Below are 22,115 nucleotides of genomic sequence, written 5' to 3' on the forward strand. Positions count from 1 at the left end.
GAGGAAGAAGAGAAAGAAGAGAAAGAAGAGGAAGAAGAGGAGGCAAACCATGACCCACCCACCGCACAACGTCGCCAACGCTCTCACCCGTCGTCTCGACGCCCGCGACGTCGCCGCGCTCGTCCGTGCGATCGGCGTCCGGCAATCGCTCGTGCAGCTGGCCGACCATCTGCGCGAGGACTTTCTCCGCTGGCCGGCGTTCGACAAGTCCGCACGCGCCGCCAGCCATTCGGAAGTCGGCGTCATCGAGTTGATGCCCGTGAGCGACGGCGCCCTGCATGCATTCAAATATGTCAACGGCCATCCCAGCAACGCACGGCATGCGTTGCCCACGGTCATGGCGTACGGCGCGCTGGCGGAAGTGCGGACGGGCTTCCCGCTGCTACTGGCCGACCTCACGCTGGCCACGGCATTGCGCACGGCCGCTACCTCCGCACTGGCCGCGATGTCGATGGCGCGCAAGGACGCGACGACCATGGCGCTGATCGGCAACGGTGCGCAGGCCGAGTTCCAGGCCCTCGCATTTCACGCATTGCTGGGCATTCGCGACATCCGCGCCTACGACATCGACCGCCGTGCGACCGACCGTCTGGCACGCAACCTCGCGCATGTACCGGATCTGCGCATCGTCGCGTCAGCATCGATTGCCGAGGCCGTGGCCGGCGCGGATATCGTGTCCACGGTCACGGCCGACAAGACCCGCGCGACCATCCTCACGCCGGAGATGATCGCTCCCGGCATGCACATCAACGCCGTCGGTGGCGACTGCCCGGGCAAGACGGAGCTGCATGCGGACATCCTTCACCATGCCCGCATCGTCGTCGAGTACGCGCCGCAGACGCGCATCGAGGGCGAGATCCAGCAATTGCCGCCGGATGCGCGCGTGACCGAACTCTGGGAAGTGCTTGCAGGAAATGCGCCGGGCTGCGGAGCCCACGACGAGGTGACCGTATTCGATTCGGTGGGCTTCGCGCTCGAGGATTTCTCGGCCCTGCGATGGCTCCACAATGTGGCGTCGGCAAACGACGCGGGCGAGTTTTTCGCGTTGGTTGCAACACCTCGCGACCCGCGAGACCTCTACGGCTGCATGATGCGGGACGAGAGCCAGGCGCCGAACGCCACGGCGGGTGCAGTGAAGGAGGCTCTTACTTAAGAAAAAACGCCCGGTCCGCACCGCATAACGCGGTAACGGTGCCGGGCGCTTGCGGGGCGCGATGGCGCATTACGCGCCGCCGCGTCCCATCATCAATTGCGCGCGCAGGAAGCCCTTGACCTCTTCGAGCGACGGCGTCTTGAGGAACACCATGATGCCCCAGTGCTGCAGGGCGTCCGCCACGCCATCGTAGGCCTGGCGATTGGTGATGACCGCAAAGATCACGCGCTGCCGCGCGAAGAAGTTCTGCAGCTTCTCGATGATCGCCGACTCCGCGTCGTTGAGTTCCTCGACGTAGTAGAGGACCACGCGCGGACGCGCGTCGACCGACGTGATCACGGTATCGACCACGTCCTCGAGCACCTGCGTCTTCAACGGCAGCGACCACTTGCCCAACTGCGCGCTGATGCGCTGCGCCTCCTGATGGTTCGGGTGAAACACCACGAGGTCGAGATCGTGCGGCGCCTGCAGGTCGGGCGCGGCGCGCGACGCCAGCAGGCGGTGCACCGTCTCCTTGTGAATGCGCCGATGTCCGCCGTTGGTCTTCCAGGCGCCAAGTTCGCCCCGTTCGACCATCTTCTGGACAGTGCCCAGCGATACATTGAGAAGCTTTGCTGCGGTTCGCGTGCTGTAGTAAGGCTTATCAGCCAGTTCTGGATCCAGTTTCATCCACTCACCCGTTGTCGTACGGCAGCACAACGCGGAAGCCGCGCCTTGTGGCGCCTTCGGGCGCGCCACACCGGTGATTACCGGGCTGCCGGAATTCTACTGACCCTGCTGCTCGACCCGCTCCCCGCCGGTCGTCCTGCTTTGGCGGCGGTGGTCTTTTGCCACCTGCCCGGTACGGCAGACCGTACCGCACACCATTCATAGTATTCCTCGCATGGGGCACGCATGACAGAGGGTAATCGATGACTGGCGTCGCACTTTTGTTGTTTAACGTACATCGGCGGTCTCTGGTGGACGCACGCGATGCGAAATCGGGCGGATATCGCCCATCGTTCGGTCTAGTCCTTATGGATCAGACGCGACGCAAACCCAAATGCAGATGATAACGGTTCGCGCTTGCGCCCCCAAAAATTACGCCGCGCGCCTTCAGAGTCCGTACTTGCGGACCTTGTCGAACAAGGTCGTCTTGGCCACGCCGAGCGCCTCGCTCGCGCGAGAGAGGTTACCGTCGTGACGCCGCAGCGCATCGGCGACGAGCGCGCGCTCGAATTGCTCGACCGCCTGCGGCAGAGAAAGTTCTGACCCGCCAACGCCGCCGGGTTTGCCGCTGTCACCACCTTCGTGCATATCGCCAGGACGGCAGCCGAGCCCGAGCACATGCCGCTCCGCCAGATTGCGTAGTTCGCGCACATTGCCGGGCCACGGGTAGGCGATGAGGGCGGACATCTCGGCCGGCGACGCCGGCAGCGGCTCGCGGTCGAAGCGCAGCGCGGCCTGCGCCACGAAATGTTCGAACAGCTGCGGAACGTCCTCGCGGCGCTCGCGCAGCGGCGGCAGCGCGAGGGTGATCACGTTGAGGCGGTAGTACAGGTCCGCCCGGAATGCGCCGGCTTCCGACTGCGCGCGCAGGTCCGCCTTGGTCGCGGCCACCACGCGGGCGTCGATGGGCACGGGCTGGTTGGAACCGAGCCGCTCGACCGTGCGTTCCTGCAGCACGCGCAGCAGCTTGATCTGCATCGGCATGGGCATGCTCTCGATCTCGTCGAGGAACAGCGTGCCGCCTGCCGCGTGCTCGATCTTGCCGATGCGGCGCCGCGTGGCGCCCGTGAACGAACCGGCCTCGTGGCCGAAGATCTCCGACTCGAACAGTTGCTCCGGCAGACCGCCGCAGTTGATCGCGACGAAATGGCGCGCATGGCGGCCGCTCGCTTCATGGAGACAGCGTGCGACGAGTTCCTTCCCGGTGCCCGTCTCGCCGTGGATCAGCACGTTCGCGCCGGTGTCCGCCACGTCGGCGATGCGCGCGCGCAGCCGTTCGATCGCGGGCGAGTTGCCGATCAGCCGGCTGGCCACCGACGTGCGCGCGGCCAGTTGCGCGCGCAGCCCGGCGACCTCGAGGGTGAGCCGGCGCTGCTCCAGCGCGCGGCGGCAGGCGTCGACCAGCCGCTCGGGCGAGAAGGGCTTCTCGAGGAAGTCGTAGGCGCCTTCCTTCATCGCCTGCACGGCAAGGCTCACGTCCCCGTGTCCGGTGATGAGGATCACGGGCAGCGTCGGGTCCTGCGCCCGCAGCGATGTGAGCAGCGACATGCCGTCGCGTCCCGGCAGGCGGACATCCGTCACGACGATGCCCGGGTACACGCCCTGGCCGGCATCCGCGTGGATGTCGCGCAACGCCGCCTCCGCGCTGGCGGCCGTGCGCGTGGCGATGCCCTCGAGGCGCAATGCCTGCTCGCAGCCGAGGCGGACATCGGGATCGTCCTCGACGATCGTCACGGTCAGATCAGCCGACATGCGGGACCTCCCTCGTCACATTGCCGATGGCCGCCGGCAGCGCGAGCGTGAAACACGCGCCGCCATCGGGATGATTGATCGCGGTCAGCGTGCCGCCACTCTCGTTCAGAATGCCGGCCGACAGCGTGAGCCCGAGACCGAGCCCTTCGCCCGCGGGCTTGGTCGTGAAGAATGGCTCGAACAGCCGCGCGAAGGCTTCCTCCGAGAGGCCCGGGCCGTTGTCGCGCACCGTCAGGTGCACGAGGCCGCCGCTCTCGTACGCATGCAGCCAGAGCTTCGGCGCTGACTGGCTGCTCGTCGCGTCCAGCGCATTGCCGATGAGGTTGACGAGCACCTGCTCCAGCCGGTTGGGATCGCACGCGACGGTCAGGTGCGGATCGATGTCGCGGTCGATGTGGGGACGCAGCGGCGGCGCGGTGGCGGACACGCGCGACTCCATCAGGAACAGCGCGTTGTCCACGGCGTCCGCGAGCTTCGCGCAGCGGCGCGGCCCGCTGGCCGGATCGCGCGCGAAGGACTTGAGCGCGCCGGTGATGCGGCCCATGCGTTCGACCAGCGCGATGATCTTCTCGAGGTTGTCGCGCGTCGTGGCCGCGTCGCCGCGATCGAGGAACTTGCAGGCGTTGCCGGACAGCGTGCGCAGCGCGGCGAGCGGCTGGTTCAGTTCGTGCGCGATGCCGGCCGACATCTGGCCCACCGCGGCGAGCTTGCCCGCCTGCATCAGGCCGTCCTGCGCCTGCCGCAGGAACGACTCCGTGCGGATGCGCTCCGCCACCTCGGCGTGCAGTTGATGGTTCGCGGCCGACAGGTCAGCCGTCCGCTCGGCGACCTTGCGCTCGAGCTCGTTGTTGGCGGCCTCCAGCGCATGGCGCGCGGCCAGCCGCTCGCTGACGATGCGGCGCCGCACGTTCCACGCGGCCGCCAGCAGCAGCACGAAGGCGGTGACCACGCCGGCGAGCGCCGCGGTATTCAGCGCGGCCAGTCGCGCCTGCGAGGTGTTCGTCAGCAGCGTGAGGTCCCACCCCGTCCCCGGGAGCGAGGCATGCTGCGCGAGCATTGGCGGGCCCTGCCGGAGCCTGACGAGCGCGTCGCCGCCGGGGCCCGGGCCGGAGCCGAGCGTGCGCACGGTGGTGAGCGCCAGCGTCGGCAGCGGCGCGCGGTTGTATTGAAGCGTCTGGTCTAGCCGCGCGCGCAGGTCCGGCGGAATCTCGCGCACCGCGGCGAGTTTCCACGATGGATCGGACGCGAGGATGACCACGCCGTTCTCGTCGGCGAGCAGCATCTGGCTGTCCGCGCCCTGCCAGCGGTTCTCGAGCGGTTCGAGGCCAATCTTGACGACGGCGACACCGGACGGATGGTCGCGGTCGCCGAGCGGCGCGGACAGGTAGTAACCGGACTCGCTACGCGTGGTACCGACGCCGTAGAAGCGGCCGAGCTGGCCTTCGATGGCCGTGTGGAAATACGGACGGAAGCTCAGGTCCTCGCCGAGGTAGCTGTCGGGACGCTGGTAGTTGCTGGTGGCGACCACGTGTCCCCGCGCATCCAGCACGTAGACCACGCGCGTGCCCGCGCGCGCGTTCAGCGCGGCAAGGTAGACGTTGGCCTCCGCGACGCGCGTGGGGTCCTTCGAATCGTGCAGCAGCGCGTCGATGCGCGCGTCGAGGGACAGAAGGCTCGGTACGTAGTCGTAACGCGCGAGCTCGCTGTCGAGTGCCTGCGCGTAGAGCCGCAGCTGCACCTGGCCGCGCTCGGCCTGGCGCGCGAGGGCGGCGTCATACGTATAGCGATAGCCGAACCAGCTCGCCGCGGCGATGAGCGCGGCAAGCACCAACAGGGCCAACAGGGAGAGCGCGACGCGGGGTCTTGCGGGTGTGGCGGCGGTGGACGGAATGACGAGGTCTTCGTGCTGCATGGCAGCCCTTTTACCACATCGCGGCAATGCCGGAGAGAAATCGACCCGCGCAAATATTGACTAAGCAATCATTGAGCGGGCAAGCGCGAGTCCGAAAAAAAGGCCCCGCCACCGGATCGGTGGCGAGGCCCTCGCATGCGCGGGCGGACGGTGTTACTTGCCCGCCAGAACCTGGCTCGTGCCCAGGCCCGCGCCCTGCGGAGAGACGGCGTTGTCGTCCGCCTCGTCTTCGGAAAGATCGGGCGCGCCGATCGCGTTCTCGCTGCGCGCGACGACCGTGGTGGCGATCGCGTTGCCCAGCACGTTGGTCACCGTGCGGCCCATGTCCAGCACGTGGTCGATGCCGAGCACGAGCAGGATGCCCGCCTCGGGCAGGCCGAACATCGGCAGCACCGCGGCCACGACGACCAGCGACGCGCGCGGTACGCCGGCGATGCCCTTGCTGGTGACCAGCAGCACCAGCAGCATCGTGATCTGCTGCGTCAGCGACAGATGGATGCCGTACACCTGCGCGACGAACAGCGCGGCGAACGACGTGTACATGATCGAGCCGTCGAGGTTGAACGAGTAGCCGAGCGGCAGCACGAAGTTCGTGATGCGCGGCTTGACGCCGAAGCGGGTCAGCTGCTCGATGACCTTCGGATACGCGGACTCGCTGCTGGCCGTGGCGAAGCCGATCATCAGCGGGGCGCGCAGGGTACGCACCAGCGAGAACACGTCGCGGCCGAGGAAGACCGCGCCGCCGGCGAGCAGGGCCGCCCACAGCAGCGCCAGACCGAGGTAGAAGCTGCCGAGCAGCTTGGCGTACACCGCCAGCACGCCGAGGCCCTGCGCCGTGATGACCGCCGAGATCGCGCCAAACACGCCGATCGGCGCGAACGCCATCACGTAGTTGGTTACCTTGAGCATGACCTGCGCGAGACCCTCGATGCCCGCGAGCACGGGCTTGCCCACGCCGTCCTTGACGGTGCCGAGCGCGAAGCCAAAGAACAGCGAGAACACCACGATCTGCAGGATCTCGTTGGTGGCCATCGCCTCCACGAAGCTCTTCGGGAACATGTGCGCGATGAAGTCGCGCAGGTTCAGCGATGCGGTCTTGACGCTGGACACGGCGTCGGCTGGCGGCAGCGGCAGGTTCATGCCGAGACCCGGCGTCAGCACGTTGGCCATGATCAGGCCCAGCAGCAGGGACGTGATGGAGGCGCCCACGAACCACAGCATCGCCTTGAGGCCGATGCGGCCGACGGCGCGGCCGTCCCCCATGCTGGCGATGCCAGACACGAGCGTCGCGAACACGAGCGGGCCGATGATCATCTTGATCATCCGAAGAAACACGTCGGTCAGGATGGAGAGGTGGTCAGCGATCGATTTCGCGGTGTCCGCGTCCGGTGCCAGATGGTGCGCCGCGGTGCCGGCCAGTACGCCGAGCAGCATCGCGATGAAGATCAGGGTGGGCAGTCGTTTGAGTTTCATCGTGGAGTTTGTCTTCCTTCGGTATCGGCAGGGCCGTGACGCCAAATGGGGGGCGGCAACTTTCTCGTTATGGGAAATGCGGCGCGAAAAAAACGCGCGCCCCGGAATCGCACGAGCCGTGCCAGCTCGCCGTGACGCCGGCGCTGACGTAAAGCCATGAATACAAAGGAAAAATTGATCCCCGACGGACGTGCGCCAGCCCCGCCGTACGGAAGCCCGAACGGCGGTGGCGCGCAAGCGTTCGGAAAACCGAACGCCCTGGAGGCAGGGCTTACGGAGAGGGTGGCGTTTCCGCCGCCTGGTGCGTGGCGTCGGCGATGAAGGACTCGAGCGGCATCGGGCGGCCGATGACGTAGCCCTGGGCGTAATCCACGCCGATCGCGCGGAGGGTGTGGAGCGTCTGTTCGTCCTCGACGGACTCCGCCACCGTACGGACGCCTAGCCGGTGGCCGATGTCGTTGATCGAGCTGACGATTTCGCGATCGACCACGTTGTCCGCGAGGTTGCGGATAAAGCTTCCGTCGATCTTCAGATAGTCGACCGGGAACTGCTTGAGGTAGGAAAACGACGAGAGTCCCGCGCCGAAGTCATCGAGCGCGACCGTGCAGCCCGCGCGGCGCATCTCCGCGACGAGCCGGTTGGCGGCCGACATGTTGTTGATCAGCGCGGTCTCGGTGATCTCCAGGCGGATGCGCCGGGCCGGGAGCACGGATTCGTCGAGCGCGGCGTGCAGGAAGGGCAGCAGAAACGGCTCGCCGAGCGAGTTGGCCGAGAGGTTGATCGACACGGACAGGCCCGGGATGGCGGCGAGGCGCGGCCCAAAGTCGTGCAGCACATTCCGGATGACCCAGCGGTCGATATGGCCCATCAGGTCGTAGCGTTCGGCTGCGGGGATAAACGCGCCCGGCATGACCAGCGTGCCGCTCTCGTCGACCATGCGCACGAGGATTTCGATATGGCAGGCGGCATCGGCCTCCGGCCGCAGCGCGCGGATCTCCTGCGCGTACAGCCGGAAGCGATTGGCCTCGAGCGCCGAGTGGATGCCCGCGGCGACTTCCAGTTCACGATGATGGCGGCGCGCATCGCTCTCGTCGCGACGGTACACCGACACGCGGTTGCGGCCCGCGGCCTTGGCGGCATAGCACGCCACGTCGGCGCGGCTCATCAACTCGCCCACCGGCGGCACTTCGCTGTCGATCGCCGCGATGCCGATACTGGCGCCCACGTCGTAGACGCGGCCGTCCCACGGGAAGCGGCGGCCCCGGATCGCGTCGATGACCTTCTGGCATACGTGGTCGGCCTGATCGACCGTGCAGTCCTTGAGCAGCAGCGCGAATTCGTCCCCGCCAAGGCGCGCCAGCAAGTCGTCGGGGCGCACGTGATGCCGAATCACATAGCCGAGCTCGCGCAGCAGCACGTCGCCCGCGCCGTGACCGGCCGTGTCGTTGACGATCTTGAAGCGGTCCAGATCGATGAAGCACAGCGCGCTGCGATGACCGTGCTGGCGCGCGGCTTCGCAGGCCTCGCGCAGCTTCTTCTCGAACCACGCGCGGTTGGGCAGGCCCGTCAGCGCATCGTGCGTGGCGGAATGGGCGAGTTCGCGCTGCAGCGCGCGCGAACTGGTGATGTCCTGGAATACGAGCACCGCGCCGAGCACGTCGCCATTGCCCGTCAGCACGGGCGCCGCGGAGTCCTGCACGTCGTGGCGTTCGCCGGTCAGGCTCTGCAGCACGGCGCCCTCCTGCAGATAGGCGGGGCGCAGCGACTGCAGGCACTGCTCGACGGGGCTTGGAATCACCTCGCCGGTCAGTTCATCGACGATGCGGAACACCTGCTCGAGCGGCTGGCCCATCGCGGCGTCCATGCTCCAGCCGGTCAGCTGTTCGGCAATCGGATTCAGGAAGGTCACGCGCATCGCGGCATCGGTACAGATGACCGCGTCGCCGATCGAGCGCAGCGTGATCTGGAGCCGTTCCTTCTCCTCGAACAGCGCGGACGTCAGCCGCCGCTGCTCCGTGATGTCCCAGTTGGTGCCGACCAGGGCGCGGGTCATGCTGCCTTCCCTGCTGCCCTCGCGGTCGGTGGCACGCACATCCTCCTGCCGCGACACCATCGCCATCGCGCGCACGTGGCGGATCTCGCCCGTGGGCCGCACGATGCGGTACTCCGTATCGAAGCGCTGCAGGCCGCGGATGGCCTGGCGCATCTCGCTGCTGACGCGGCTCACGTCCTCGGGATGCAGCATCGCGATCCACTCGGCCAGCGTCGGCGTGCCGAGCTCCGGCGTGGTGCCGTGAAGGGCGTGCATGCGCGCGTCCCACGTGATGGACGCATTCGTGAAATCCCATTCCCAGATGCCCACGCCGCCGGCTTCCACCGCGAGCTGGGTGCGGCGCGACAGCTGTTCGAGCTGCTCCTGCGCCAGCCGCCGGGCATCGATGTCCTCCACCTGCGAAATGAAGTGCACGGGCTCGCCGGTAATTTCGTCGCGGACGAGGGACACCGCCAGCAGCGCCCACAGGTAGTGCCCGTCCTTGTGCCGGTAGCGCTTTTCCATGCGGTAGGAATCGATCTCCCCGGCCAGCAGGCGTTCCACCTGCCGCAGGTCGGCGGCAAGGTCGTCCGGGTGGGTCATCAACTGGAACGGACGGCCGCGGAGTTCGTCGGCGGTGTAGCCCAGCAGGTCGGTCAGCGCGCGATTGACCATCTGCCAGCGCCCGTCCAGCGCGACCAGCGCCATGCCGATCGCCGAATGTTCCATCGCCTGCCGAAAGCGGCGCTCGCTGTTGCGCAGGTGCGCGCGGCCGGCGCGGTTCTGTTCGGTCATCAGCGCGATGCACACCGGAAACACCATGATCGCGGCGGCGGAGAGCGGCAGCTTCTGCATCGCGACGCCCGGCGTGCCAGAGGCCAGCGCGATGAACTCGGCCGCGAGCGTCGAGATCAGTGTCAGCAGGGCGGTGGCGAAGGGATTGCTGAGCAGCGCCGCCACGACCAGCGGCAGCGACATCGCGACGAACGGATCGTGCGCCTGCATGACGGCGACCGCGCCGATCGCCACGGCGATCACGAGGAGGACGCTCAGGCGTACGAGCAGGCCGCGCTGGAGCGTCGCGCTCACGCGCGCCCGCGTCACGGACGTCATCAGCGGCAGCAGCATGACCATGCCCAGCGCGCTGGCGTTCCACCAGGTCCACCAGACGCGCGTGAACGGCGTACCGTAGGCCTGCGCCAGCACCGCCGCGCCCGCGAGCGCGCCGACGGCCGGGCCGACCGTCGCGGCCACGCCGAGCGTGAGCGCGAAGCTGGCGAGCGGCCCGGACCGGACGTTACCCATATGGGCCGTCATCAGTCGCAGCAGCGTCACCGAGCAGATGATCTCCAGCAGGTTAGCCAGCGAAAGCAGTGCCGACACCAATACGGTATCGCGACCCAGCCAGTTGGCCAACATGTACCCGCCGAACATGGCGGCCAGGAGCCACCGTGCCTCATGACGCGGCCGCTGCAACAGCATGCCGAGGCCGAAGGCATTCGCGAACCACAGGGCGGCGGCGTTGCCCGGCAGCCGGGAGAGCCAGATTCCGGACGCGGCGAGCACGAATGCGCCCACGCCGGCCAACAGCAGGGGGCGCCACGGCAGGGCGGTGGCTGGCTGGGGCGCCGGGGCGAGCGCGGGGGGGCGCGTCGGGGAAGGCGTGCTGCGCGAATTGGCGGCCGATTCTGGCGTCATGCGGGATCTGTTCGTTTCCGGGCTGGAGCGTGAGTCACAAGGGGGTCAATTGCGGTCACACGAACCCGAGGCTAGCCCGCACTGTAAGGCCGCCAACGGCTGTTTGAGGCCAGAGATAGGCGGGACGAGGGTCCGTTGTTGGGGCTGGCATCTTTAGCGGAATTTTGGTAGGGCGCCGGCGCGGCAAAGCGTGCGGACCCGAAAAACCGCGGTTCTGCGGCGCGCGACAAGTCTGTACCATCGCGCACAGATCGCGAGTGCACGCCCCGCTGGAATCGGGCGGCACAACAAGAAAAGAGAGAGGGCTCCCATGGATATCGCGCGCTTCTTCCGGATTGCCTCGGCGGCACTGGTTACATTCGTTGTGGTCGTGGTGGTCGCCGTCGGCGGCACCTGGTACTGGGGCGGTCAGAAATTGCAGCGGACCGTCAAGGTGCCCGACCTGCAGCCCGTGAGCTACCGCGAGGACGCGGCCTCCATCGCGCACGGCAAGTACCTGTATCTGTCGCGGGGCTGCATGGAGTGCCACGGCGCCAACGGTGCTGGCAAGGTCGTGTTCGACGAGCCCAACGGATTCTACGTGCGATCGCCGGACCTGACGTCCGCGAACCCGGGCATCGCCCGCTATCGCCCGCAGGACTGGGACCTCGCGATCCGTCATGGCGTGGCGCCCTCGGGCCGTCCGCTGCTCGTCATGCCAAGCGAGGACTACAACCGGCTGTCCAACGAGGACTTCGCGGCGCTGGTCGGCTACCTCCGCAGCCTGCCGCCCACGCCCGGCGGCGCGCAGCATGGCGAGGTCAGGATGCCCTGGTTCGTGCGCGGCCTCTATGGCGCCGGCGTGGTGAAGGACGCCGCCGAAAAAATCGACCACACGCTGCCGCCCGCGACGGCCGTCACCGTTGCCCCGACGGTCGAATACGGCGCCTACGTGGCCAATGCCTGCATGGGCTGCCATGGCGCCAACCTGAAAGGTGGCAAGATCCCGGGCGCGCCGCCCGACTGGCCGGACGCGGCCAACCTGCACGCGGATTCGCGCGCGATGCGGCCCTACGGCGATGCCGCGCGCTTCGTCACGATGATGCGCACGGGCAAGCGGCCCGACGGCTCCGATGTGAGCCGCGTGATGCCGTTTGCCTCGTTCGCGCATATGAACGACACCGACCTCGATGCGCTGTATCGCTATCTGCAGAGCCTGAAGTAGGCCGCAATACAGGCCCCGGTTCAGCCACTATTGCGCAATCCCGCCGCGACGCCGTTGATCGTCAGATGGATGCCGCGGCGGACGCGCACATCGTCGCAGTCCTTGCCCGCGCGATACCGCTTGAGCAGTTCCACCTGCAGATGGTTCAGCGGATCGAGGTAGGCAAAGCGGTTCTTGATCGAACGTGCGAGCAGGGGGTTGTCGGACAGCCGCTCCTGCCGGCCCGTGATCAGCGCCAGCATCTCGCAGGTCAGGTGCCACTCGGCGCTGATGCGCGCGAACACCGTCTTGCGCAGCACCTTGTCTTCGCACAATGCCGCATAACGCGAGGCAACGGCCAGATCGGTCTTGGCCAGCACCATGTCCATGTTCGACAGCAGCGTGGAGAAGAACGGCCAGTTCTTCACCATGCGGCGCAGCGTGGCCTCCGCGGCCTTGCGCGACTTGCCGTCCTTGTCGCTGCCACCCGCCGCGTCGAGCATCGCCTTGACCGCGCTGCCGAAGCCGAACCAGCCCGGCAGCAGCAGCCGGCACTGCCCCCACGAGAAGCCCCACGGAATCGCGCGCAGGTCCTCGATGCGGCGCTGCGTCTTGTCCATGAGCTTGCGCGAGGCCGGACGCGAACCGAGGTTCAGGTCCGCGATCTCGGTGATCGGCGTCGTGGCGAAGAAGTAGTCCTTGAAGCCGGGCGTCTCGTAGACCAGCTCGCGGTACGCGCGGAACGCGTGATCCGACAGCTGCTGCATCACGGCCTCGTACGCGGCCAGTTCCTTCGGCGCGTTCTGGGTCGGCAGCAGCGACGCTTCCAGCGTGGCCGCGATCACGGTCTCCAGATTGCGGCGGCCGATCTCGGCATTCGCGAACTTGCTGTTGATGATCTCGCCCTGTTCGGTCAGGCGGATCTGTCCGTTCACGGTGCCCGGCGGCTGCGACAGGATGGCCTGATAGGTCGGGCCGCCGCCACGGCCGACGGTGCCGCCGCGGCCATGGAACAGCCGCAGCTTCACGCGGCGCGTCTCGAACAGTTTCACGAGCGCGAGCTCCGCCTTGTACAGTTCCCAGTTCGACGTCAGGAAGCCGCCGTCCTTGTTGGAATCCGAGTAGCCGAGCATGACTTCCTGCTCGCCGCCGTGCGCGGCGATGACCGAGGCGAAGCCCGGCAGGTCGAGCAGCGACTCCATGATGCCGGCGGCGTTGCGCAAGTCCTCGATGGTCTCGAACAGCGGAATCACCATCAGTTCCATGCGCGCGGGGTCGGTCTTGCTGCCGAGCGTGCCGCGCAGCATGCCGGCTTCCTTCTGCAGCAGCATCACCTCGATCAGGTCCGATAGCGTTTCCGTGTGGGAGATGATGTAGTTGCGCGCCACACGGTCGCCGAAGCGCGCGCGCATTTCGCGGGCGCGGGAGAAGATGGCGAGTTCGCCGCGCGTCTGTTCCGAGTATTCGTGATACGGCAGCGTGAGCGGACGGCGCTGGCGCAATTCGTCGAGCAGCAGCGCGCGCTTGCGCTCCTCGGGCAGCGACGCGTAGTCGGCCTCGACGCCGGCCACCGCCAGCAGCTCGGCGATCACTGCTTCATGCACGTCCGACACCTGCCGCATGTCGATCGACGCGAGGTGGAAGCCGAACACCGCGATGGCGCGCGCGAGCGAGTCGATGCGCGCGCGGGCCAGCGCTTCACCGTGATGCGTCCGCAGGGATTCGACGACGATGCGCACGTCGGCCGCGAACGCTTCGGCATTGGCGTACGGCTCGACGTCGGCCACCGGATGGCGCATCGTCGTGTGGCCGGTCAGCGCGTGCGCGGTGGCGGCAAGGCGTGCGTACATGCCGATCAGCGCGCGGCGATACGGTTCGTCGGCGCGATGATCCGAATGGTCGGGCGATGCGTCGGCAAGCGCCATCAGCTCGGGGCTGGCATCGACCATCAGCGACGACATCGACAGCTCCGCGCCGAGCGCGTGCAGTTCGTCTAGGTACCACTCCAGGATCATCTGCGACTGCTGCCGCGCGGCATGCTCGAGCGTCTCCGCCGTGACATTGGGATTGCCGTCGCGATCGCCGCCGATCCACGAGCCCATCTGCAGGAACGGCGCGAGCGGCGGCGGCGCGCTTTGGGCGCTCTTGCTCTTGCGCGTGGCCGGGAAGACGGCGGCGATGTCCTCCTCGATCTCGCACATCAGGCGCGGAATGCCGTGGAGGAACGTGGTGCGGTAATAGGAGAGGGCGTTTTCGATCTCGTCGACGACCATCAGCCGCGTATTGCGGAGCATGCGCGTCTGCCACAGCGTAGTCACGCGCGCGCGCAGTTGCGCGGTGTTGTGGTCGCGCTCGCGCGCGGTCATCGGCAGGTCGCGTTCGGCCAGCAGGCGCGCGATCTCGCGTTCCGCGTCCAGGATGCTCTTGCGCTGCACCTCGGTCGGATGCGCGGTCAGCACGGGGACGATCAGCGCCTGGTCGAGAAACTCGCGCAGCTGCTTGCCGGTGACGCCGGCCGCGTCGATGGCCTCGAGGGCGCGCGCGATGCTGCCGGGCTGCGGCGGCGACCCCGCCAGCGCGTGGACGCGGCGGCGGCGGTTGTGGTGCTGGTCCTCGGCGATATTGGCCAGGTGCGAGAAATAGCTGAACGCTCGCACAACCGAGTTGGTCTGGTCGCGCGACAGCCGCTTGAGCAGGCGGTCGAGCTCGGCGCCGGCGGCCCGGTCGTTCTCGCGGCGGAAGCGCACGGCGGTCTGGCGGATCGTCTCGACGAGGTCGAAGGCGGCTTCGCCTTCCTGCTCGCGCACGCAGTCGCCGAGCAACCGGCCGAGGAAGCGGATGTCCTCCCGGAGCGGCAGGTCTTTGTCAGCCGTCTTGTCGGCCTTCTTGTCGGCCGTCCTGTTCGACCCGGCGCGGCGCGTGGGCGCCGACGCGCTGCCCGATACCACCGAAACCACGGTCAGCTGCGGGGCACCGTTGGGCGCATTGGGGGTGGGACTGGAAGTGTCTTTCGGGGCGCTTGCTGCCAGTTTCCTTGCACTGGTCTTGCTGCCGGCGGGACGGGTCCGGCCGGTGGGGCGCGCAGCGGGCTGCGTCATGCAATCTCCTGTTGTCTCTTATCGGTCTGGGTGGGTCACTGCCTGATTCGGGTCTGACATTGCGCCCCGTATGCAGCACGGTTGAGCGTCGGAACCGGCAAGGGTGCGTGCTACCATGCGCGCATGCAAGCACCCGCCTCTTCTTCCGCCCCGCACAAGCTGGTCATTGCTTCCCGCGAGAGTCGTCTCGCGCTGTGGCAGGCCGAGCATGTGCGTGCTGCGTTGCAACAATACTATCCCGCCTGCGATGTGTCCATTCTCGGCATGACGACAAGGGGTGATCAAATTCTCGACAGGACGCTTTCGAAGGTCGGCGGGAAAGGATTGTTCGTCAAGGAACTGGAGATCGCAATGGCCGAAGGCCGTGCCGACCTCGCCGTGCATTCTCTAAAGGACGTGCCGATGGAGCTGCCGGAAGGCTTCACGCTCACGGCCGTCATGACGCGCGAAGATGCGCGCGACGCGTTTGTGTCCTCGCGGTACGCCTCGCTCGACGAGATGCCGCCCGGCGCCGTCGTCGGCACGTCGAGCCTGCGCCGCGAGGCCGCGCTGCGCGCCCGTTATCCGCACCTCGTTATCAAGCCGCTGCGGGGCAACCTCGACACGCGTCTCGGCAAGCTCGATCGCGGCGACTATGGCGCGATCATCCTCGCCGCGGCGGGGCTCAAGCGGCTCGGCCTCGGCGATCGCATCCGCGCGCTGATTGGACCGGAGTCGTCGCTGCCCGCGGCAGGGCAGGGCGCGCTCGGCATCGAGATCCGCTCGGACCGGCCCGAACTCGCCGAGTGGCTCGCGCCGCTCAACGACGCCACCACCGCGATGGCCGTGCTGGCCGAGCGCGCGGTGTCGCGCCGGCTTGGCGGGTCCTGCCAGGTCCCGCTCGGCGCGCATGCGCGCTGGCACGGTGAAGATCTGCAACTGGACGCGTTCGTCGCGATGCCCGATGGCAGCCGCAACGTGCGCGCGCATGCGATGGCGCGCGTGACCAGCGCCGCGCAGGCCGAACAGCTGGGCAGCGCCGTGGCCGGCGATCTGCTGGGCCAGGGCGCGGGCGAGATCCTCGCCGTGCTGGAGGCCGCGCATCCCGCGGACAAGCTTGTCGAGCCGGCCGGCAGCATGGCCCCCGGCGCGGCCGGCACGACCGCAGGGACGAGCGCAGGCACCACCGCGGACACAACCGCGGACACCGCCGGCCGCGCCGCGCAAGCGGCCTCATCTGACGGCACGGGCACTGGCCCGGCCCCGGCCTGAGGACACGCATGCCGCGTCCGACCGTCGTCGTCACGCGACCCGCCGGGCAGTCCCGGCAACTGACCGAGGCCCTGCATACGCACGGCCTCGACGTGCTCGGTTTTCCGCTGCTCGCGATCGGCCCGACCGAAGATGACGCGCCGCTGCGCGCGGCGCTCGCGCATCTGTCGGACTATGCGCTCGTCGTCTTCGTCAGCCCCAACGCCATCGCCTACGCACTCGACGCGCTCGCGCAGGTGCAGAATGCCGCCGTCGCGCAATGGCCCGCAGAGGTGCCCGTGGCCGTGGTCGGCCCGTCGTCGGTGGCGGCGCTGGCCGAGCGCGGCATCGCCGCACCCACCCATACCGTGGTTGCCCCTGCCGGGGCCGAGGGCGGCAATGGCAATGGCGACGACAATGGCAACGGTGATGGCAACGGTAATGGCCACGGTAGCGGTACGGACGAACCCGCGCGCTTCGACTCGGAAGCGTTATGGTCTCGCCTCGACCGCCTGCCGTCGATCGGCGGTTACGCGGGCAAGCGCGTCCTGATCATCCGCGGCAACGGCGGCCGCGACTGGCTCGCGGAGCGCCTGCGCGACGCGGGCGCGACGGTCGAAGCGGTCGAAGCCTATCGCCGCACGCTGCCGGAGCCGAGCGCCATGCAATGGCAGGCCGTACGCGACGGATTGCGCCCCGACGCGCCGCCGCAGGCATGGCTGCTGACGAGCTCCGAGGCCGTACGCAACCTCGATGCGCTGGCCCGCTTGCACCTGTCGCCGCAGGAGCTCGCCCGGCTGCTTCAGGTGCAGTGCATCACGCCGCATGCGAGAATCGCGGCGCAGGCCGAGTCGCTGGGATTCGCGCACGTCCTGCCCGCCGCGCCCGGCGATGCGGGACTGCTGGCCGCGTGCCGGCAATGGGCCGATGCCCATGCGGGTCCCGCGCTGGCGGCGACGGCGGCGCAGGCGCCAGCGCCCCAGACGCTACCGACGCCTCCGCAGCCCGTCGCGGCGCCGCCGTCAGCACCGTCCCCGGCCGCGGCGCCATCGGCGGCATCCGCGCCATCCGCGCAAAGCACGGGCGGCACGGCGCGCCGCGCGCATGCGGCATCGGGCGATGCGCCACAACATGAGCCGACATTTACGTCAACGAAGGTCGATCGCGTGACGACAGATAACCAGACCACCCACTCCGTTCCCGCTGCCGCACCGCCTCCGGCGGCCGGCACCGTCCCCCCGCACGTTCCCCCGCACGTCTCCCCACATCCCGCGGCGGCGCCCGGGCGCCGGTTCAATCCCTGGTGGCCCGTGGCCATTCTGCTGCTGATCGTGATGGCCGCCGGCTTCTGGTGGCTGCAGCGGCGCGTGGAACATCTCACCGAAGAACTCGCCCGGCGCCAGCAGAGCAACGACACGCTCGTGCAGGAAACGCGCGTGCTGTCCCGCAACGCGCAAGACGCGGTCAAGGAGCTGCAGGCCAAGCTCGGCGCGCTCGACGATCGGGTCGGCGAGACGCGCGACAAGCAGGCCGCGCTCGAGCAGGTCTATCAGGACCTGATGCGCAACCGCGACGACTGGGAGATTGCCGAGATCCAGCAACTGCTCACGAATGCGGGGCAGCAGCTGCAGCTCACGGGCAACGTGCAGGTCGCGCTGGCGGCGCTGCAGTCGGCGGACGCCCGCCTCGCGCGCAGCGACAAACCTGAGTACAACCTGCTGCGCCGCGCGATCGCGCGCGACATCGCGCGCATGAAGGCCGTGCCCGACACCGACCTGACGGGCGCCGCGATCAAGCTCGACGAGTCGATCAACCAGATCGACTCGCTGCCGCTGATCTCGAGCGAACGCATGATCGACCGCCGGACCGGCGAGGGCGCATCGGCTCCGGCGGCCCCGGCCTCCGCCCCGGCGGCCGCCGCGCCGGCGTCCTCGCGCAACTACGCCGTGCGCCTGTGGGACTACGTGCTCGACGAACTGTCGCAGGTCATCCGCATTCGGAAGGTGGACGACGCCAATGCGCTGCTGCTCTCCGGCGACCAGGGCTGGTTCCTGCGGGAGAACGTCAAGCTGCGCCTGCTCAACGCGCGCCTTGCGCTGCTGTCGCGCAACGAGCCCGTCTTCCGTAACGACCTGGCCGCCGCGCAGGCCATGATCACGCGCTACTTCGATACACGCTCGCGCCGCGTGCAGGGTGTGCTCACGCTGCTGCGCCAGGCGCAGGCGAATGCCGTCACCGTGACGCTGCCGACCATGGGCGAAAGCCTGGGCGCGCTGCGCGCGCTCAAGAAGGAGTAAGCGCATGCGGCTCCTGTTCTGGGTAGCGGTCCTGTTTGGCGGCGCGGTGGGGCTCGCGCTGTTCACGCAGTTCAATCACAGCAACGTCGTGCTGTTCTATCCGCCGTATCGGGTGGAACTGTCGCTGAACCTCGCGCTGGCATTGCTGCTGCTGGCGTTCTTCGTCGCATGGACGGTGCTGTCGACCATCCGGCATATCTTCGAGATGCCGCGCCGCGCGTCGGCGTATCGCGAGCGCAGCCGCATGAGCAAGGCGCAGGCCGCGCTGCGCGAGTCGATCGAGAACCTGTTCGCGGGCCGCTTCGCGCGGGCGGAACGCGCCGCGCGCGACGCGCAGGCGTGGCCCGAGCAGGCCCAGACCGCGGCGCTGATCGGCGCGCGCGCGGCGCACCGCATGCAGGAATCGGACCGCCGCGACGTATGGATGGCACAGGTCACCGATCCCGAGCGCGAACAGGCGCGCCTCGTCTCGATGGCGGAGTTGCTCGTCGATGCCCGCGACGCCGAAGGCGCGTTGGAAACCATCGCGCAATTGCAGGCTCAGGGCGGCCGCCAGATCCACGTGCAGCGCATCGCGCTGCGCGCGCATCAGCATTTGAAGAACTGGTCCGAGGTGCTGCGTCTCGCGCGCTCGCTGGAGAAACGCAACGCGCTGCACCCTGTGCTCGCGCTGCGGCTCAAGCAGATGGCCGTGGAAGCAATGCTCGAAGAGCGCCGGCACGACGCGGACGCGCTGCTGTATTTCTGGAAGTCGCTGTCGACGGACGAACGCCGCGCGGTGCGCATCGCGGAACCCGCGGCGCGCTATTTCTCGGCACTGGGCCATCAGAACGAAGCCCGGCGCATTGTCGAAGACGCGCTCAAGGTCAACTGGGACAGCCGCCTCGTGCAGCGCTATGCCGATTGCGCCGAGCCGGGCCGCGCGCTGCCGCAGATTCAGCAGGCCGAGCAATGGCTTGCACAGCATCCCAACGATGCGGACCTGTACTACACGCTCGGCGTGCTGTGCCTCGGTCAGCAGCTGTGGGGCAAGGCGCAGTCGAGCTTCGAGCGCGCGCTCAAGTACGCCGAGCCCGAATCGCAGCGCCGCCTGCGCGTGCGCGCGCACCTCGCGCTGGCCCGCCTGTTCGAGGACACCGATCGGCCCGAGGACGCGCAGCGGCACTACCGCGAGAGCGCGATGCTGGCGGCCTGAGCCGCCGGCTTTCCCGATTGCCTGCTTCCCGGTCGCCTTCCCGACTCTTCAGGGGGTGGGCAGCCGGCCGGAAGCCTTCCCCTTCACCACGCCATACCGCTCCAGCGTTTCCGCGCGGACCACGTCGTGCTGCACGATCGGGCGCGGGTAGTTGACGCCAAGCTTCACGCCCGCTTCAGCAAGCACGCGCTCGGGCGCGGTCCACGGCGCATGGATGTACTTCTGCGGCAGTTTCTCCAGTACGGGCAGGTACTTGCGAATGAAGCGGCCCTCCGGGTCGAAATTCTCGGACTGGGTGACCGGATTGAAGATGCGGAAGTAGGGCTGCGCATCGCAGCCCGTAGAAGCCGCCCACTGCCAGCCGCCGTTGTTCGCCGAGAAGTCGAAGTCATTGAGCTGGTCGGCGAAATACTGCTCGCCGCGCCGCCAGTCGACGCCGAGATCCTTGATCAGAAAGCTGGCCGTCACCATGCGCAGCCGGTTGTGCATGTAGCCGCTCTGCGCGATCTGCAGCATCGCGGCATCGACGAGCGGATAGCCCGTCCGCGCGGCGCACCATGCTTCGAAGTACCGGTCTCCCGCCGTTGCCTCGACCCAGCGCAGCTTGTCGTACTCGGCGTGGAACGACTTGCCTTCCGCCACGCGCGGATGGTGATGCAGGATCATGAAGTAGAAGTCGCGCCAGATCAGCTCGGATAGCCAAACGGCCGCGCCCGGCGCCGCGGCGCCGCCGCGCAGCACGATCTCGTGCGCGGTGCGCGCGAGCGTGCGGATGGAGATCGTGCCGAAGCGCAGATGCACGGACAGGTAGCTGGGACCGCGCACGGCCGGGAAATTGCGCTGCCGCTCGTAGTCGCCGATGCGCTCGAGGAAGTCGTCGAACAGCGCATGCGCGCCGTCGCTTCCCGTGGGCATGGCCACCTCGGCCAGATTGCTCTCCGCAAAGCCCAGATCTTCCGCGGCCGGCAGCGCGCGCTGCCACGGCCGGGGCACCGGCGCCAGCGCGCCCAGATACGGCTCGATCGAGTAGGGACGGAGGTCGAACGGCTGCACGGTACGCAGCCATGCGTTCTTGTAAGGCGTGAAGACCGAGAACGGCGTGCCGCCGCCCGTCAGGACTTCGTCGGCCTCGAAGATGACCTGATCCTTGAACGTGAAGAACACACGCGAGTCGCCGGCCAGCGCGTCGCGCACGTCGGCATCGCGGGCGATGGCCGAGGGTTCATAGTCATGGTTCGTGAAGACCGCCTCGACATCGAGCCCGGCCGCCAGCTTCGGGATGGCTTGCCGCGCGGTGTCGTCCAGCACGATCAGGCCGCCGCCGGCCTGTTCCAGCGTGGCCCTGAGCGGGGCGAGCGAGGCGAGGATGAACGCGATGCGGCGGTCGGCGCGCAACCCGCGCGCCAGCAGCGGATCCAGGATCTCGCGGTCGAACACGAACACGCACCACACCTTCTCGCAGTGCTTGAGGGCATAATGCAGCGCCGCATGGTCGTCGGCGCGCAAGTCGCGGCGGAACCAGACCAGGCCGCGCGCGAACCGGTGTTCGATCCGGTACGGCACGCGGCTGGCGGGAGTCGATGGGGAACGAGAATTGGGCATCGCCGTAACCTACCATAGCAACATGCCCAATTCAGCAGGATATCCGTAGCACATGACACTCGATCGCATTCTCCAATCGCAAGGCTTTGGCACCCGACGTTATTGCGGCGACCTGATCGCAGCCGGGCTCGTCGAAGTCAACGGCGAACTGTGCGACGACCCGCGCGCGAACTTCGAGGTGGACGGCCTGCGGCTGACCGTCGACGGCGAGGAATGGCTCGCCTGCGCCAAGGCCTACCTGATGCTCAACAAGCCCACGGGCTACGAGTGCTCGCAGCGGCCGCGCCATCATCCAAGTGTGTACACGCTCCTGCCGGTTCCCTTGCGGATGCGTGAAGTCCAGGCCGTCGGCCGGCTGGATCATGACACCACGGGGCTGTTGCTGCTGACCGACGACGGCCAGTTCATCCATGCGCAGACCTCGCCCAAGAAGAAGGTGCCCAAAGTCTACGAGGTCACCACGGCCGAACCGGTTACCGAAGCCCAGGTCGAAGCCTTGCGTACCGGCGTGCAGCTCGACGACGAGCCGGCGCCGATCGCGGCCGATGCCTGCGAGGCCACGGGAGAGCGCAGCCTCCGCCTCACGTTGCTGCAGGGCAAGTACCATCAGGTCAAGCGCATGGTCGCGGCGGCCGGGAATCATGTCGAGGCCCTGCACCGGAGCGCGATCGGCGGGCTCGTGCTCGACGCGGCGCTGGCGCCCGGCGAGTGGCGCTGGCTCACGGCGGAAGACCTTGAGGCCCTGCGTCCGGCGGGCTGACCGCGCGGCGTCGGCTTGACAT

The 22,115-nt window shown here is 68.1% G+C and carries 13 protein-coding genes; 6 read left to right on the top strand and 7 right to left on the bottom strand.

Annotated features, from left to right (window positions below):
• The first annotated feature begins 49 nt into the window (after window positions 1-49).
• The gene (locus KHP16_RS02520) at window positions 50-1,153 is read left to right on the top strand and encodes an ornithine cyclodeaminase (protein ID WP_211959525.1); all 1,104 of its coding nucleotides are present in this window, start codon (window positions 50-52) and stop codon (window positions 1,151-1,153) included.
• Window positions 1,154-1,222: 69 nt separating this feature from the next.
• Here KHP16_RS02520 and KHP16_RS02525 read toward each other — a convergent pair whose 3' ends face one another.
• The 5 genes from KHP16_RS02525 to KHP16_RS02545 all read right to left on the bottom strand — a co-directional run bounded on the left by KHP16_RS02525 (window position 1,223) and on the right by KHP16_RS02545 (window position 10,728).
• Window positions 1,223-1,822 carry a helix-turn-helix domain-containing protein gene (locus KHP16_RS02525; protein ID WP_115953725.1) on the bottom strand — a complete coding sequence of 200 codons (600 nt, stop codon included), beginning with the start codon at window positions 1,820-1,822 and terminating at the stop codon, window positions 1,223-1,225.
• Window positions 1,823-2,248: 426 nt separating this feature from the next.
• Complete coding sequence (locus tag KHP16_RS02530; protein ID WP_109581942.1) at window positions 2,249-3,613, bottom strand: sigma-54-dependent transcriptional regulator; 1,365 nt, start codon at window positions 3,611-3,613, stop codon at window positions 2,249-2,251.
• Window positions 3,603-5,525: a sensor histidine kinase gene (locus KHP16_RS02535; protein ID WP_121491923.1), complete on the bottom strand. Its 1,923-nt coding sequence runs from the start codon at window positions 5,523-5,525 to the stop codon at window positions 3,603-3,605. The genes KHP16_RS02530 and KHP16_RS02535 overlap by 11 nt, the downstream gene beginning before the upstream one ends.
• Before the next feature lie 153 nt (window positions 5,526-5,678).
• Window positions 5,679-6,998, bottom strand: coding sequence for a dicarboxylate/amino acid:cation symporter (locus KHP16_RS02540; protein ID WP_109581940.1), 1,320 nt, complete (start codon window positions 6,996-6,998; stop codon window positions 5,679-5,681).
• A 271-nt stretch (window positions 6,999-7,269) separates the two neighbouring features.
• Window positions 7,270-10,728, bottom strand: coding sequence for a diguanylate cyclase (locus tag KHP16_RS02545; protein WP_211959526.1), 3,459 nt, complete (start codon window positions 10,726-10,728; stop codon window positions 7,270-7,272).
• A 310-nt stretch (window positions 10,729-11,038) separates the two neighbouring features.
• Here KHP16_RS02545 and KHP16_RS02550 point away from each other — a divergent pair, with 310 nt between their 5' ends.
• Window positions 11,039-11,932, top strand: coding sequence for a c-type cytochrome (locus KHP16_RS02550; protein ID WP_211959527.1), 894 nt, complete (start codon window positions 11,039-11,041; stop codon window positions 11,930-11,932).
• 20 nt (window positions 11,933-11,952) lie between these two features.
• On the opposite strand, the gene ppc is transcribed toward KHP16_RS02550, so the two are convergent.
• Window positions 11,953-15,009, bottom strand: coding sequence for a phosphoenolpyruvate carboxylase (gene ppc / locus KHP16_RS02555; RefSeq protein WP_211959528.1), 3,057 nt, complete (start codon window positions 15,007-15,009; stop codon window positions 11,953-11,955).
• 123 nt (window positions 15,010-15,132) lie between these two features.
• Between ppc and hemC the strand changes: the two genes are divergently transcribed.
• Genes hemC through KHP16_RS02570 form a run of 3 tightly spaced genes read left to right on the top strand, consistent with a single transcriptional unit; the run spans window position 15,133 to window position 19,731 of the window.
• A complete protein-coding gene (gene hemC, locus KHP16_RS02560) occupies window positions 15,133-16,260 on the top strand; it encodes a hydroxymethylbilane synthase (protein WP_211959529.1) in 1,128 nt (375 codons plus the stop codon).
• 8 nt (window positions 16,261-16,268) lie between these two features.
• On the top strand, window positions 16,269-18,536 hold the full coding sequence (gene hemDX / locus KHP16_RS02565; RefSeq protein WP_211959530.1) for a fused uroporphyrinogen-III synthase HemD/membrane protein HemX: 2,268 nt from the start codon (window positions 16,269-16,271) through the stop codon (window positions 18,534-18,536).
• 4 nt (window positions 18,537-18,540) lie between these two features.
• Complete coding sequence (locus KHP16_RS02570; protein ID WP_211959531.1) at window positions 18,541-19,731, top strand: heme biosynthesis protein HemY; 1,191 nt, start codon at window positions 18,541-18,543, stop codon at window positions 19,729-19,731.
• 48 nt (window positions 19,732-19,779) lie between these two features.
• Here KHP16_RS02570 and KHP16_RS02575 read toward each other — a convergent pair whose 3' ends face one another.
• Window positions 19,780-21,333 carry a cryptochrome/photolyase family protein gene (locus KHP16_RS02575; RefSeq protein ID WP_211959532.1) on the bottom strand — a complete coding sequence of 518 codons (1,554 nt, stop codon included), beginning with the start codon at window positions 21,331-21,333 and terminating at the stop codon, window positions 19,780-19,782.
• 52 nt (window positions 21,334-21,385) lie between these two features.
• Between KHP16_RS02575 and KHP16_RS02580 the strand changes: the two genes are divergently transcribed.
• On the top strand, window positions 21,386-22,093 hold the full coding sequence (locus KHP16_RS02580; protein ID WP_109581933.1) for a pseudouridine synthase: 708 nt from the start codon (window positions 21,386-21,388) through the stop codon (window positions 22,091-22,093).
• The last annotated feature ends 22 nt before the right edge of the window (window positions 22,094-22,115 follow it).

Source organism: Cupriavidus plantarum, from assembly GCF_905397285.1.
Lineage (GTDB): Bacteria > Pseudomonadota > Gammaproteobacteria > Burkholderiales > Burkholderiaceae > Cupriavidus > Cupriavidus plantarum.

Excerpts from the sequence above, each read along its gene's own strand:
- hemC (WP_211959529.1), top strand. The coding sequence starts at position 15,133 with ATGCAAGCACCCGCCTCTTCTTCCGCCCCGCACAAGCTGGTCATTGCT.
- KHP16_RS02530 (WP_109581942.1), bottom strand. The coding sequence starts at position 3,613 with ATGTCGGCTGATCTGACCGTGACGATCGTCGAGGACGATCCCGATGTC.
- KHP16_RS02525 (WP_115953725.1), bottom strand. The coding sequence starts at position 1,822 with ATGAAACTGGATCCAGAACTGGCTGATAAGCCTTACTACAGCACGCGA.
- KHP16_RS02580 (WP_109581933.1), top strand. The coding sequence starts at position 21,386 with ATGACACTCGATCGCATTCTCCAATCGCAAGGCTTTGGCACCCGACGT.
- KHP16_RS02520 (WP_211959525.1), top strand. The coding sequence starts at position 50 with ATGACCCACCCACCGCACAACGTCGCCAACGCTCTCACCCGTCGTCTC.
- hemDX (WP_211959530.1), top strand. The coding sequence starts at position 16,269 with ATGCCGCGTCCGACCGTCGTCGTCACGCGACCCGCCGGGCAGTCCCGG.
- KHP16_RS02540 (WP_109581940.1), bottom strand. The coding sequence starts at position 6,998 with ATGAAACTCAAACGACTGCCCACCCTGATCTTCATCGCGATGCTGCTC.
- KHP16_RS02575 (WP_211959532.1), bottom strand. The coding sequence starts at position 21,333 with ATGCCCAATTCTCGTTCCCCATCGACTCCCGCCAGCCGCGTGCCGTAC.
- KHP16_RS02570 (WP_211959531.1), top strand. The coding sequence starts at position 18,541 with ATGCGGCTCCTGTTCTGGGTAGCGGTCCTGTTTGGCGGCGCGGTGGGG.
- KHP16_RS02550 (WP_211959527.1), top strand. The coding sequence starts at position 11,039 with ATGGATATCGCGCGCTTCTTCCGGATTGCCTCGGCGGCACTGGTTACA.
- KHP16_RS02545 (WP_211959526.1), bottom strand. The coding sequence starts at position 10,728 with ATGACGCCAGAATCGGCCGCCAATTCGCGCAGCACGCCTTCCCCGACG.
- KHP16_RS02535 (WP_121491923.1), bottom strand. The coding sequence starts at position 5,525 with ATGCAGCACGAAGACCTCGTCATTCCGTCCACCGCCGCCACACCCGCA.
- ppc (WP_211959528.1), bottom strand. The coding sequence starts at position 15,009 with ATGACGCAGCCCGCTGCGCGCCCCACCGGCCGGACCCGTCCCGCCGGC.